Annotated in this window: 8 protein-coding genes; 7 read left to right on the top strand and 1 reads right to left on the bottom strand. The window is 67.3% G+C overall.

Annotation, left to right across the window (positions count from 1 at the left end; all coding sequences use genetic code 11):
- The first annotated feature begins 201 nt into the window (after nucleotides 1–201).
- The 7 genes from RCH14_RS15695 (at nucleotide 202) to RCH14_RS15665 (ending at nucleotide 12,163) form a co-directional block, all read left to right on the top strand.
- Complete coding sequence (locus RCH14_RS15695) at nucleotides 202–2,715, top strand: DUF1631 family protein (protein WP_343027037.1); 2,514 nt, start codon at nucleotides 202–204, stop codon at nucleotides 2,713–2,715.
- Nucleotides 2,716–2,806: 91 nt separating this feature from the next.
- Nucleotides 2,807–6,319, top strand: a complete 3,513-nt coding sequence (smc, locus tag RCH14_RS15690; RefSeq protein ID WP_343027036.1) for a chromosome segregation protein SMC — start codon at nucleotides 2,807–2,809, stop codon at nucleotides 6,317–6,319.
- A gap of 176 nt (nucleotides 6,320–6,495) precedes the next feature.
- A complete protein-coding gene (locus tag RCH14_RS15685) occupies nucleotides 6,496–7,872 on the top strand; it encodes a cell division protein ZipA C-terminal FtsZ-binding domain-containing protein (protein ID WP_343027035.1) in 1,377 nt (458 codons plus the stop codon).
- A 40-nt stretch (nucleotides 7,873–7,912) separates the two neighbouring features.
- Nucleotides 7,913–10,228 carry an NAD-dependent DNA ligase LigA gene (gene ligA, locus RCH14_RS15680; protein WP_343027208.1) on the top strand — a complete coding sequence of 772 codons (2,316 nt, stop codon included), beginning with the start codon at nucleotides 7,913–7,915 and terminating at the stop codon, nucleotides 10,226–10,228.
- A gap of 23 nt (nucleotides 10,229–10,251) precedes the next feature.
- Nucleotides 10,252–11,145: a UTP--glucose-1-phosphate uridylyltransferase GalU gene (gene galU, locus RCH14_RS15675; RefSeq protein WP_343027034.1), complete on the top strand. Its 894-nt coding sequence runs from the start codon at nucleotides 10,252–10,254 to the stop codon at nucleotides 11,143–11,145.
- Nucleotides 11,142–11,678: a peptide deformylase gene (gene def, locus RCH14_RS15670; protein ID WP_343027033.1), complete on the top strand. Its 537-nt coding sequence runs from the start codon at nucleotides 11,142–11,144 to the stop codon at nucleotides 11,676–11,678. Before galU ends, def begins: the two co-directional genes overlap by 4 nt.
- Nucleotides 11,678–12,163, top strand: a complete 486-nt coding sequence (locus RCH14_RS15665) for a hypothetical protein (RefSeq protein WP_407070085.1) — start codon at nucleotides 11,678–11,680, stop codon at nucleotides 12,161–12,163. The genes def and RCH14_RS15665 overlap by 1 nt, the downstream gene beginning before the upstream one ends.
- Nucleotides 12,164–12,214: 51 nt before the next feature.
- Here RCH14_RS15665 and RCH14_RS15660 read toward each other — a convergent pair whose 3' ends face one another.
- Entirely contained in the window at nucleotides 12,215–14,023 is a 1,809-nt protein-coding gene (locus RCH14_RS15660; RefSeq protein WP_343027031.1) for a DUF885 family protein, read from the bottom strand.
- Nucleotides 14,024–14,177: the final 154 nt, after the last annotated feature.

Here is a 14,177-nt window from a genome sequence, read left to right as displayed (position 1 = left end):
GCTCGCTGCGGGGCGTGAAACGGGCGGCGGCCTCGACAGCTGTAGACATGCGCCTGCCTACGAGACTACTATCGATGGGGGCAAGCGCCGCGCTGGCGCTGCCCGGCACAGTGTCGCCCCGCCTCTGCCCGCTGTGTTTGCTCATTGCTGACTGGCAAGAGTGTGGCAAAATAGAGGCTCGCTTCACTTCGCCAATTCGTCATGGCCACCCCCTCCGCCCAGACCCACGCCGCGCGCAAGGCCGTCGCCGCCCAGCAAGCAACGCTTGCCGAGCTGGTTGTGATCGCGTGCCGTCAGGCCGGGACTGACCTGGGTGACGTGGTCCGGCGCATCGTGTCGGTTCTGCTCGACCTCACCGCAGCGGGTCCGGATCCCCGCGCCGTCATGCGCCGGGTCAAATCCGGCAACCTCCTCAAGAGCAACGATTACGCGTTCGTCCACCTGGCCACGAGCGCGCTCGAGACGGCGCTGGAAGCCGAGATTGCATTGCTGGCGCCACGTGGCCCGGCTGCCCAGGCAGCCCCCATGGCGCTCAGTCTCGTGCCGCTCGAGCAGATCGACCAGCAGATGGCGCTGGACGCCGTCAGCCGCCCGTTCGACCTGCAGTATTCGGAGCAGCTAGCCACCCTCGGCGTGCGCCTCGGGTTGCTGCTCGGCCGCGATCTCGTGCGCGCGGCCCACAACCCATTTCGTCCCGCTGTGTTCCTGGCCGCCCTGCACGCGGCGTGGTGCGAATTCGAGCCCGACCCGGAAGCACACGGCCTGCTCACGCCGCTGCTGCGCCCGGGCCTGATGATCGATCTTGGGCCGCTCTACGAAGCACTGACCGAGGCGCTCAAGGCCGCGCGCAAGGGCAGGGACGATGACACGCGCTTTGCCAAGACCGATGACCGCGCCGCGCGCCGCGCCGAACGTGCGCGGCGCGAAGCCTCGCTGTCCGATCAGCTGCGTCAGCTGTTCGACCCGGCGCTGGCCGTGCCGGAGATACCCAATCTGCCGCAGGGCAGCGGTGGCTGGCGGCCAAGCACCGCCTCGGGCTTTGCCGTCGCGCCGCCGGAAGCAGGGCCGGATGCGGCGCCGGTAGCGAGCATGCCGGCCACCCCGGGGCTGCTCGCCACGGACGCGGGCGTCCAGGCCGGCGCGTCATTTGGCACGCAAGCCGGCGCGCAAGCTGACGCACAAGTCGGCGCCCAACCGGCCTTCCACCCGGGCGCACCGGGCCACGCCATGCCGTTGCCCGCCCAGGGATTCAGTCACGCAGTCAGCCACGGATTCAGCCACGCAGGCACGCACGCAGGCACCCACGGCGGCGCAGGCGCAGCAGCCATGGCTGGCGCGATGCCGCTGATCGACCTGCTTGGCCGCCTCGGCGCCGGCGCCGCGATCCCCGGCATGCCGGATCTGCCCGTGTTTGCCATCAGCACCGGCGCCGCCGGAGCCAGTCCAGCACAGCGCATTGACGGCAACAGCGCGAGCGTTCCCCACGGCGCGTTCTACCTCCCGCGCCTGCGCGCCAGCCTGCCGCCAGGCGCACTGTCGCGCGGCGACGCCACCACGCTCGATTTGCTGTCGCGGGTATTCGAGGGCGTGCTGCAGGACGATGGCGTCGCGCCAGAGACACGCGAGCTGCTGGCGTTCCTGCAGGTGCCGGTACTCAAGGCGGCCCTGCGCGATCGCAGCTTCTTCTACGAAGAGGCCCATCCCGCAAGGCGCCTGCTCGATCTGCTCTCGCAAACGGGCTGGGAGCAACCGGCCGACCAGGACGATCCCGTCTATCATGCGATGCGCCGCAGCGTCGAGCGGGTACGCGATGCCGAGCAGCCCGAGTTCGAGGCGGCCGTGGCCGAACTCGAAGCTGGCCTGGCCGCGCGCGACAATGCCGAGCAGGCCGCCATCGCCGGTCCGATCGCCAACGCCACACGCCAGGAAAAGCGCCTTGCCGCCGAGCGCTCGGCCCAGCGCGCGGTGGCCCTGCGCCTGGCCGGCGAACAGCTCGTGCCAGCCGTGGCGGGCTTTCTCGAACAGCGCTGGCGCGCCGCGCTGGCGCTGGCCTACACCATCGAAGACAGTCGTCCCGGCGCGATCGAGAATGCCACGCGCACGATGGAAGACCTGATCTGGAGCGTCAAGCCCAAGGCCACGCAAGAGCAGCGCAAGGCCTTGATCGCGCGCCTGCCTGCGCTGCTGGCAAGCCTGAACAAATGGCTCGATGCCACGCGCTGGCAGGACGCCGAGCGGCTGCAGTTCTTTGCCGAGCTGGCCGAATGCCACGCCTCGATCGTGCGCGCGCCGATCGAGCTGGCGCCCGAACGCCAGCTCGAACTGGCGGTCGAGGCGGCGCAGCAGGATGCGCTGCGCCGCGTGGCGCAAGAGCAGGCCCAGGCCGAGGACGAGGCGCACGCAAGCCAGGGGCCGGAAGCCGACACCCTGGCCGGCCTGGAACGGGGCATGCGCCTCGAGCTGGCCGAGGGCGACCGTGTGCGCAAGGTGCGCCTGGCCTGGGTCAGTCCGCTGCGCACGCTCTACATCTTTTCCGGTGCCGGGCGCCAGGAGGCATTCTCGTTGCCTGCCGGGCGCCTGGCCGACCTGCTGCGCGCCGGTGCGATCCGGGTCGTGCTGGCAGAAGGGGTTGTCGGCCGCATCCTTGGCGCAGCCGTCGGCAGCGAGGCCGTCAACGATGCAGGCCCGCCGGCGGACCATCACGCCGCCGAGTAAGCCACTGTCCGTCGTCGTCCCGGCCATGGCCGCCGCCCTCCCGGCGATGGTATGATGAACGCTTCTTCGCTACCTTCCGGTCCCACGCAACGTGCGCCTCTCTTCCATCAAATTGTCGGGATTCAAATCGTTCGTCGATCCCACCAATTTTCAGGTGCCCGGCCAGCTGGTCGGCGTGGTCGGCCCGAACGGCTGCGGCAAGTCGAACATCATCGACGCCGTGCGCTGGGTGCTGGGCGAATCCAAGGCCTCTGAGCTGCGCGGTGAGTCGATGCAGGACGTGATCTTCAACGGCTCCACGCACAGGAAGCCGGCCGGGCGCTCGTCGGTCGAACTCGTGTTCGACAACAGCGCCGGCAAGGCCGCCGGCCAATGGGGGCAGTACGCGGAAATCGCCGTCAAGCGCACGCTCACACGCGACGGCACCTCCACGTATTACATCAATGGCCAGCCGGTGCGGCGGCGCGACATCCAGGACATCTTTCTTGGCACGGGCCTGGGCCCGCGCGCCTATGCCATCATCGGCCAGGGCATGATTTCACGGATCATCGAATCGCGCCCCGAAGAACTGCGCGTGTTTCTCGAAGAGGCGGCCGGCGTTTCCAAATACAAGGAACGCCGGCGCGAAACCGAAAACCGCCTGTCCGACACGCGCGAGAACCTGCTGCGGGTCGAAGACATCCTGCGCGAACTGAACGCCAACCTGGAAAAGCTCGAAGCGCAGGCGGCGGTCGCGCTGCGCTTTCACCAGATGCAGTCCGACCAGGAAGAAAAGCAGAAGCTCCTCTGGTTGCTGCGCAAAAATGACGCCAACGCCGAGCAGGTCAGGTTCTTCCGCGAGATCGAAGATGCGCAGACCGGGCTCGAAGCCCAGACCGCGCAACTGCGCGGCGTGGAGCTCGACCTCGAGCACCTGCGCCAGGCGCACTTTGCCGCCGGCGACCGCCTGCACACGGCGCAGGGCGCGCTCTACAGCGTGAACGCGGAGATCGGCAGTCTCGAAGCGCAGATCAAGTTCGTCGTCGAATCGCGCACGCGCCTGCAAAACCAGATCGCCACGCTGAGCGTTCAGCGTGATGGCTGGTCGACCCAGGCCGCAGAACACCGCGAAGGCCAGGAAGAAGCCGAGTTGCAGCTCGAGGAACTGGCCGCCCGCGCCGAAGGCGCGCAGATCGCAGTCGAGGTGCATGGCGAGCGCCTGCCCGAACTCGAAGCGGCCTGGCGCGCCGGCCAGGATGCGGCCAATGCGGCGCGCGCGCGCATCATGGCAGTCCAGCAGCGCATCGAGCTGGCAGCGGCCCACGGGCGCAACGCCGGCGGCATCCTGGCCAATCTGGTCGTGCGGCGCGAGCGCCTGCAACAGGAGCGCAACGCGCTGAACCTGCCCGACAGCGCCACGCTCGACAACCTGCGCCTGCAGCTCGAAGAACAGCAACTGGCGCTCGAAGAGCAAACGCTGACGCTGGACGAGGCCACAGCGCGCCAGGACACCGTCGAGGCCGAGCGCCGCCAGGCCAACGGCGACGTCCAGCGCGAAAGCGCCGCCAACGCGCAGCTGGAAGCGCGCCTGACGGCGCTGCGCCAGATGCAGGATCGCGTGCAAACAAAGGGCAAGGTCCAGCCCTGGCTGCAAAAGCACGCGCTGGCGGAGTTGCCGCGCCTGTGGCAGCAGCTCGACGTCGAAGCTGGCTGGGAAACGGCACTCGAGGCCGTGCTGCGCGAACGCGCCGGCGCGCTCGACGTGTCGGACCTTGATGCGGCCAAGGCTTTTTTCAACGACCCGCCACCGGCGCGCCTGGCGCTGTACGCACCGCAGCCGGGCGGTGCACGTGATTCTGTCCCCACCGGCCTGACGCCGTTTGCAAGCCTCCTGCGCATCAACGACGCCGGCGTGCGCGGTGTGCTCGACGACTGGCTGCACGGCGTCTACATCGCGCAGGATGCATCGGAAGCATTTGATGCGCGCGCCCGCCTGCCGCATGGCGCCAGCTTCGTCACGCGCCAGGGGCACGTGATCACCCGCTCGAGCGTGCGCTTTCATGCCCCCGACGCCGAGCAGGATGGCATGCTGGCACGCCAGCACGAGATCGACAACACCGACAAGCAGGTGCGCGCACAGGCGCTGCTGGCGGACGAAGCGCGCGCGCGCGCCGCCCGCGCCGACGCTGCCGTGCTCGATCTGGCGCGGCGCATGCAGGATGCGCGTGCGCGCGTGGCGAGCTTGCAGCGCGAGGTGCACGCGCTGCAGATCGATGTGCTCAAGCAAAGCGAGATCGAAGCACGCTTCAACCAGCGGAGCAGGCAGATCGCGGCCGACCTGACCGAGATCGCAGCCCAGGAAGCCGAACAGCGCCAGGCGCAGCTCGAGGCCGAACAAACATCCGAAGAGCTCGAGATGCAACTGGCCGAACTGCAGGAAGCCAGTGAAGACGACCAGGCCGCATTCCAGGATCAGGAGCAGGCCCTGGCCCGCGCGCGCGAACACCTGCGCGACCTGGAACGCGGCGCGCAGGAAGCGCAGTTCGCCGAGCGCGCCCAGCGCAGCCGCATCGACGAATTGCGCCGCACGATCGCCACCGCCGCTACGCAGGCCGAGCAGGTTGGCGCCAGCCTGGCGCAGGCGCGGCTTGAACTGGAAGCGCTGGAAAGCGGCAGCGCGCACGAAGGCCTGCAAGTGCTGCTCGACGGGCGCACGACTCAGGAAGCGGCACTGTCCGCGGCGCGCCATGAACTCGACCAGGTGGCGCAGCAGCTGCGCACGGCCGAAGAATCGCGCATGCAGACCGAGCGCAGCCTGCAGCCACAGCGCGACCGCATCACCGAGCTGCAACTGAAGGAGCAGGCGGCGCGCCTGAACCAGGAGCAGTTTGCCGAAGCGCTGGCCGCCACCGGCGCTGACGAAGCCGAGTTGCAGGCCAAGCTCGCACCCGACCTCAAGCCCCAGTACCTGCAGGGTGAAGTCACGCGCCTGACCAATGCCATTGCCGGCCTGGGCGCCGTCAACCTGGCGGCGGTGGACGAACTGGCCCAGGCCAGCGAGCGCAAGCACTTCCTGGATTCACAGAATGCCGACCTCAGTGAAGCCATCGCCACGCTGGAAGACGCGATCGGGCGCATCGACCGCGAAACGCGCGATCTGCTGCAAGACACGTTCGAGCGCGTGAATGGCCATTTCTCGGAGCTGTTCCCGATCCTGTTCGGCGGCGGCAATGCGCGTCTGGTGATGACCGGCGACGAGATCCTCGACGCTGGCGTCCAGGTGATGGCCCAGCCGCCCGGCAAGAAGAACGCGACGATCCACCTGCTGTCGGGCGGCGAGAAAGCACTGACCGCCACGGCGCTCGTGTTTTCGATGTTCCGCCTGAACCCCGCGCCATTCTGCCTGCTCGACGAAGTCGACGCGCCGCTGGATGATGCCAACACCGAGCGTTTCTGCCGCATGGTCAAGCGCATGTCCGAGCACACGCAGTTCCTGTTCATCTCGCACAACAAGATCGCGATGGAGATGGCCAGCCAGTTGATCGGCGTGACGATGCAGGAGCAGGGCGTCTCGCGCATCGTCGCGGTGGACATGGAAGCGGCCGCAGACCTCGTCGCCGCGTAATCGCGCGACGCCTGTCAGAATGCTAATAAATGACATCCACGCGGGGGAGTTGGTATCATTGCATGCCTTCGCGTGGGGACTGCCCGCACGCGTGGCACTTCGATTGAATCACCCAGTTCGCGGCAAGACCAGGACCGTGCGTCCTGCGCGACTTTCGCTATTGAGGCACAAGCAGCATGACTGATCTCCAAATGAGCCTGATCGCAGCCGGCGGCGTGTTCGTCGTCGGTGTCGTCACTTACAACAAATGGCAAGAGTACAAGGCCAGGAAAAGCGTCGAGCGCGCGTTCGCATCGGACCACGACGACGTGCTGATGCGCACTGGCGAAGGCGCACCGGCAGCCGAACGCAGTGAGCCGATGTTCGACCTCGGCGCGCCGCCAGCGGTACCCGCAACGGCCCCCGCTGCTCCCGCTGCCGCCCCTGCGCCCGCGAAGGAGGGTGAATTCACCTACACGCGCGTGAACGAGCCGACGCTCGACGCAGCCGCGTTTACCGTCACCGATACCAAGCCCGAGCCCGAGCCGCAGCTTGACGCACCGGCACTGGCCGACACGCCGGCGCCGTCTATCGATGAAACCCCTGTCGCTGTGCCTGCAATGCCGCCGATGCCTGTGCCAGCCATTCCGGCTGCACCAGCTGCACCCGTCGCGCCGCCACCTTCCCGCGCCGCCGGCTCCAACGCCGCCCAGGACGCCGTGGCCGCATCGCTCCCGGGCACGCGCCCCGGCATGCCGCCGACTGAACTGGCCGAGTGCCTGGTCGACCCGCTGATCGACTGCATGATTCCGCTGGCGCTCGACGCGCCGGTCCGTGGCGACAAGATTCTGCCGACGCTGCACGGCCTGCGCCGTGTGGGCAACAAGCCGATCCACTACATCGGCTTTGCCGTCAGCGGCGAGTGGGAACCGATCGTCCATGGCGGCGTGTATACCAAGCTGCAAGCAGGCGTGCAGATGGCCACGCGCACCACGGCGCTGAACGAACTCGAATACTCCGAACTCGTCACGCGCCTGCGCGCCGTGGGCGACGACATTGGTGCCGAGCCCCATGTGCCCGACATGATCGAAGTGATGAGCGAAGCGCGCACGCTGCACCGCTTCGTTGCCGGCCACGACGCGCAGTTGAGCGTCAACCTGGCCGCGAATGGTGCGCCATGGGCGATGTCGACGCTGATCGGCGCGCTCGAAAACGCGGGCTTTGACGTGCGGCCCGATGGGCGCTTTGCGATGCCGGACCGCGACGGCGCCACCAACAGCGTCCTGTTTACGCTCTCGACCAATGTCACGCTGGGCGCCGACACCACGTCGCGCCTGACGCTGCTGCTGGACGTGCCGTGCGTCGCGCCGGCGCGCGATGCCTTTGGCCGCATGGTCGATACCGCGCGCGCACTGACGCAGCGCCTGGACGCGACCATCGTCGACGATGGCAACCAGCCGCTCGAAGCCGAAGTGCTCGACGAGATCAAGGGCCAGGTGGTCGAGTTCTACGCCGAGATGGACGCCGCCGACATTGCCGCCGGCTCGACCCGGGCGCTGCGCCTGTTCTGCTGAGGATCGCCCCGTGACCGAGCAGATCGATGCCCCGGCCCGGATGGCCTGGCTGGTCGCGGAACTGAACCGCGCCAGCTACCACTACCATGTGCTCGACGCCCCGACGATTCCGGACGCCGAGTACGATCGCCTGTACCACGAGCTGGCCGCGCTCGAGACGCTGCACCCTCAAGCGATCGTGCCCGACTCACCGACCCAGCGCGTGGGCGACGCCCCGATCCCCGAATTCAACCAGGTCACGCATGCGGTGCCGATGCTGTCGCTCAATAACGGGTTCGCCGACGAGGACATCGACAATTTCGACCGCCGCGTGCGCGAAGGGCTCGAAGCGCGCGCTGTCGCCTACAACGCTGAACTGAAATTTGACGGCCTGGCCATCAGTCTGCGCTACGAAAACGGTCGCTTCGTGCAGGCCGCCACGCGCGGCGATGGCTATACGGGCGAAGACGTCAGCGCCAATATCCGCACCGTGCGCGTGATCCCGATGCGCCTGCATGGCGACGCCGTGCCGGCCGTGCTCGAGGTGCGCGGCGAAGTCCTGATGTTCAAGCGCGACTTCGAGAGCCTGAACGAGCGCCAGCGCGCCGCCGGCCACAAGGAATTCGCCAATCCGCGCAACGCCGCCGCCGGCAGCCTGCGCCAGCTCGACGCACGCATCACCAATGCGCGCCGGCTGCGCTTTTTCGCCTATGGCGTCGGCCAGCTCGAGGGCGCGCAGGATGCGCTGCCCGCATCGCATTCGGCGATGCTCGACTGGCTCGATGCGCTCGGGCTGCCGGTTGCCAAGGAACGCCAGGTGGTCACGGGCCGCGATGGCTTGCTGGCGTTCTACCGCGACATCGGCGCGCGCCGGGCGGCGCTCCCTTACGAGATCGACGGCGTGGTCTACAAGGTCGACCGGCTGGAGGATCAGCGTACGCTGGGCTTCGTCTCGCGCGCGCCGCGCTTCGCGCTGGCGCATAAATTCCCTGCTGAAGAAGCCTTGACCACGGTCCAGGCAATCGAGGTCCAGGTCGGCCGCACCGGTGCCATCACACCGGTGGCGCGCCTGGTGCCGGTGTCGGTCGGCGGCGTCACCGTCACCAACGCCACGCTGCACAATGAAGACGAAGTGCGACGCAAGGACGTGCGGGTGGGCGACACGGTCATCGTGCGCCGCGCCGGCGACGTGATTCCCGAAGTGCTGGGCGTGGTGCTCGAACGCCGACCGGTGCCGGAACCCCCGGTCTACACCTTGCCGGCGACCTGCCCGGTATGCGGCTCGCACGTCGTGCGCGAAGAAGGCGAGATCGTCGCACGCTGCTCCGGCGGTTTGAGCTGCGCGGCCCAGCGCAAAGAGGCGATCCGCCACTTCGCCGGCCGGCGCATGATGGACATCGAAGGCCTGGGCGACCGCTACATCGACAGCCTGGTCGAAGCGGACCTGGTCACCGGCGTGGCCGACCTGTACCAGCTGACGCAGGACGACCTGCTCAAGATGAAGCGTCTGGCCGACGAGGCCGATGCTGCGACCCCGGACACCGTCAGGCAGGGCAAGGTGCCGACCAAGTGGGCCGACAATCTGCTCGCGGCGATTGCCGCCAGCAAGGCCCCGCCGCTCGAACGCCTGCTGTTCGCGCTGGGCATCCGCCATGTGGGTGAGTCCACCGCCAAGACGCTGGCCGAGTACCTGGGTAGCCTGGCGCTGGTGCGCCGCGCGCCGGCCGCGCTGCTGCGCGTGCTGCCCGATATCGGCGGCACGGTGGCGCAGTCGATTGCCGACTTCTTCGCTGAAGAAAAAAATCAGGCTGCGCTGGACGCCTTGCTGGCAGCCGGCGTGGCGCCCAAGGGCGAGCATCCGCCCAAGGCGCAGCTGCGCGAGCTGCTTGACGAGATCAAGCTGCTGGCCGCACTGGACATCCCCAAACTGACCGAGCCGCGCGCGCGCCAGATCGTCGCCGCAGGCCAGACGCTCGACGCCATCGCGGCGCGCACCGACTTCGGCATCTTCGGCTTGCCGGCCACGGTGGCGGCAGCGCTCGAAGCGTGGCTGGCCGAAGCAGCCAACCGCGATCTGGTGACGGCGCTGGCCGCCATCCGGCTCGAACTGCTTGCGCTGGTGCCGGAAGCAGCGCAGGCTTCTGACGGTCCGTTGACCGGCAAGACGTTCGTGCTGACCGGCACGCTGCCGACGATGAGCCGCGATGCGGCTGGCGCCCTGATTGAAGCGGCTGGCGGCAAGATTGCCGGCTCGGTTTCGAAGAAGACCTCGTACGTGGTGGCCGGTGCGGAGGCAGGCAGCAAGCTGGCCAAGGCCGAAGAACTCGGCGTCGCCATCCTGGACGAGGCGGCGCTGCTGGCGCTGCTCGGACAATGATCACCAACCCTGACTGAACAACGATGACCCTGATCCGCAAAGCCGTATTTCCTGTGGCCGGCCTTGGCAGCCGCTTCCTGCCCGCGACCAAGGCGCAGCCGAAGGAAATGCTGCCGATCGTCGACAAGCCACTGATCCAGTACGCGGTCGAAGAAGCGGTCGCCGCCGGCATCACGGAGCTGATCTTCATCACGGGCCGCAACAAGCGCGCGATCGAAGACCATTTCGACACCGCCTACGAGCTCGAAGCCGAACTGGAAGCCGCCGGCAAGACGGCGCTGCTCGAGACGGTGCGCAATGTCATTCCGAAGAACGTCAACTGCATCTACATCCGCCAGTCGTCGCCCTTGGGGCTGGGGCACGCTGTGCTGTGTGCGCGCCCGGTGGTGGGCAACGACCCGTTCGCGGTCCTGCTGGCCGACGACTTCATGGACACGGCCGATGGCCACAAGCCGGTGCTGGCCCAGATGACCGACCTTTACACGTATGAACGCAGCAGCATCCTGGCGGTGCAGGACGTGCCGCGCGCGCAGACGCGCCAGTACGGCATCGTCAGCGCCACGCCTTATCGCCCGGGTCTGGAGCTGGTGTCCGACATCATCGAGAAACCGCAACCGGCCGATGCGCCGTCGACGCTGGCCGTCGTCGGCCGCTACCTGCTGTCGCCGTCGATCTTCGGCTACCTCGAGACGATTGGCAAGGGCGCCGGCGGCGAAATCCAGCTCACCGACGGCATCGCCGCGCTGATGCAGGCCGAACGCGTGCTGGCTTACCGCTACGCCGGCCAGCGCTACGACTGCGGCTCCAAGCTCGGCTACCTGCAGGCGATGACGGCCATGGGCCTGAAACACCCCGAAACCGGCGAGGGCTTTCGCGCCTCGCTCGCCGCTCTGCTGGCAGGGCAGGGCGCGCAATGAGCATTCGACCTATCCTGCGCATGGGCGATCCGCGCCTGCTGCGCGTGGCCGCGCCGGTCACGCAATTTGACACGCCCGCGCTGCACGCGCTGGTTGCCGACATGTTCGAGACCATGCACGCGGCCAAAGGCGTGGGCCTGGCCGCGCCGCAGATTGGCGTCGACCTGCAACTGGTGATCTTCGGTTTCGCCAGCAACTTGCGCTATCCGGACGCGCCGCCGGTGCCCGAGACCGTGTTGATCAATCCCGTGCTCACGCCGATCGGCGAGGCGATGGAAGAGGGCTTTGAGGGCTGCCTGTCGATACCCGGCCTGCGCGGCAGCGTGCCACGCTACACGCGCCTGCATTACGAGGGGTTCGACCAGTTCGGCGCACGCATCGCCGTCGATGCCGATGGGTTTCATGCGCGCGTCGTGCAGCATGAAGTGGATCACCTGCTGGGCATCCTGTACCCGTCGCGTATTCGCGACTTCAACCACTTCGGTTTCACCGACGTGATGTTCCCCGACCTTGAGACGAAAGCGGACACGTGATGCGCACCCTGTATTTGCTGGCGCTCCTGGGCGCTGCCCCACTGGCGCATGGCGCCGACTTCTTCACGAAGATCGACTCGGCCCCGGCCAGCGAACTGTGGATCGACACGGGCTTTTACACGGCCCACTTCGACGGCGACAAGGACCTGAACAACAACAACAAGGGCCTGGCGCTCGAGTATCGCTTCAGCGGCACGCTGGCCGCCACCGGCGGGCGCTTCTACAACAGCGACCGCGCCTGGTCGAATTACGCCGGGGTGATCTGGCAGCCCTACGCAGTGGGGCCGGTGCGCGTTGGGCTGGCGCTGGCAGCGTTCGACGGCTACCCGAAAACGCGTGACGGCGGCTGGTTCCCGGGCGTGATTCCGACCCTGACCTACGAGTACGAGCGGGTGGGCGTGAATGTCGGGATCCTCCCGAACTACAAAGACCGCTTGTACGGCGGAATTTCGTTCCAGCTCAAGTTCAAACTGTTCCAACGATAAAAAAGGGCCGCGCGATGCGGCCCTTGTCGTCACCAGGCGATCACCAGGCGATCAGCTTTCCTTCGGATACGGACTCGGCCCGCCATCGGCGATGAACGCGTCGATTCCTTGCTGCAGCACCGGCAGCGGCACCGATCCCATATGCAGCACGGTGTCATGGAAGTTGCGGATATCGAACTTCGGTCCCAGTGCTTTTTCGGCCCTGGCGCGCGCTTCCTGGATTGCCATCTGGCCCAGGTAATACGACAGCGCCTGGCCCGGCCACGAGATATAGCGATCGACCTCGGTTTCGACTTCGTGCTTCGACAGCGCCGTGTTCTCCATCAGGTACGCCTGCGCCTGTTCGCGCGTCCAGCCCTTGGCATGCACGCCCGTGTCGACCACGAGACGAGACGCACGCCAGGCCTGGTAGCTGAGCATCCCGAACACTTCATACGGCGTCTCGTAGATGCCCATTTCGGCGCCCAGGCGCTCGGCGTACAGTGCCCAGCCTTCGCCGTAGGCCGAAATGTACGCACGGCGAAACGGCGGCACGCCTTTTTGCTCTTGTGCCAGCGGAATCTGGAATGCGTGACCCGGCGCCGATTCGTGCAGCGTCAGCGCCGGCAGGCTGTAGAGCGGGCGCGCCGGCAGGTTATACGTGTTCACCCAATACATGCCTGGACCGCCGCGGCCGGCCGTCCAGAACGGCGCCTGGTCGTCCGGCACCGGCACGATCGCAAAGCGCCGGCGTGGCAGGTGGCCGAAGTACTGGTCGGCCTTGGCGTCGAAACGTTTGGCAGTCCACGCCGCGCTCTTGAGTAGTTCGGCCGGGGTTTTGGCATAGAACTGCGGGTCGGTACGCAGGAACTGCAGGAAAGCCTGGAGGTCGCCCTTGAACCCCACTTGCTGCATGATGTCGTGCATCTCGGCGCGGATCTTGGCCATCTCGGCCAGGCCGACCGCATGGATCTGGTCGGCCGTCAGGTTGGTCGTCGTGAATTCGACGATCTTCGACTGGTAGTAGTCTTTCCCGCCTGGCATGGCCTGGGCGGCCAGCGTCGTGCGCGCTTTTGGCACGTATTCATCGCGGAAGAACGCGAGCGTCCTGGCGTGCGCCGGCTGCACCTTGCCGGCGATGATCGCCACGGCCTGGCGGCGCAGTGCTTCCTGCTCGGCCGCGGGCATGGTCGACGGCATTTGCTTGAACGGCGCGTAGAACACCGTGTCCTGCGGCGTCCTGGCTTCGGTCACCGAGAGCAGCGTGCTTTCGCGGCCCGCCAGCGTGATCTTCGGCGGCGTGAAGCCGCGCGCCAGGCCGGCGCGCATATTGCCGATTTCTTCGTCGAAGTACGCGGGAATGCCTTCAAGCCCGTCGAGGTAGTTGCGGTAGGCCTGCGTGGTGGTCAAGGCGCGGCGCGCGCCGTAGGTGACGCCGGTCCAGAATGCGCTGTCGGCATTGACCGGCTGCTCGAATTCGCGAAACACCTGTGCGTCGTGCAGCGAGGCGATTTGCGCGCGGTACACGGCGAAGTTGATGCGCTCGGCCGGCGACAGGCTGGCGGGCTTGATCGCATCGAGCTGTTTCAGGATGCCGGCCCAGACCACACGGCGCGCTTCCTGCGCCGGCGCATCGACCCGGGCGAAGCCGCGGCTGGCGTCCGGGGCGTCGTCATCGCGCTCGAGTTTTTCGGCGACGCGCCATTGCCATTCTTTGGTGTAGATGTCCTTGAAGCGCACGTCGGCCGGTGTCGCCCTGGCGGCCTTGCCTGCCGCCGGAGCGGAGCTCGCCGCGGTTACCGCCGCTACCGCAGGCGCCATGGCCAACCCGATTACCACGAAGGCCGTCGACATGACCGCGCCCAGCTTCTTCTGTTTCATTGAGTCCCAATCCATGAATGTGCATGATGCTCGGGAACGTGAGCGCCCGGCGTTTGTCATCTTAGCGGCGATTGCCGGGAATGCCTACTCATGGTGAGCGCCTGTGCAACGGTGTCATGACGCAGCATGGACGACCTGCTGGTGCATCTCTCGT

Source organism: Massilia sp. MP_M2, assembly GCF_039123635.1.
Classification (GTDB): Bacteria; Pseudomonadota; Gammaproteobacteria; order Burkholderiales; family Burkholderiaceae_D; genus Telluria.
Note: the sequence above shows the minus strand (reverse complement) of the source record. Positions and strands in the feature narration are given on the sequence as shown.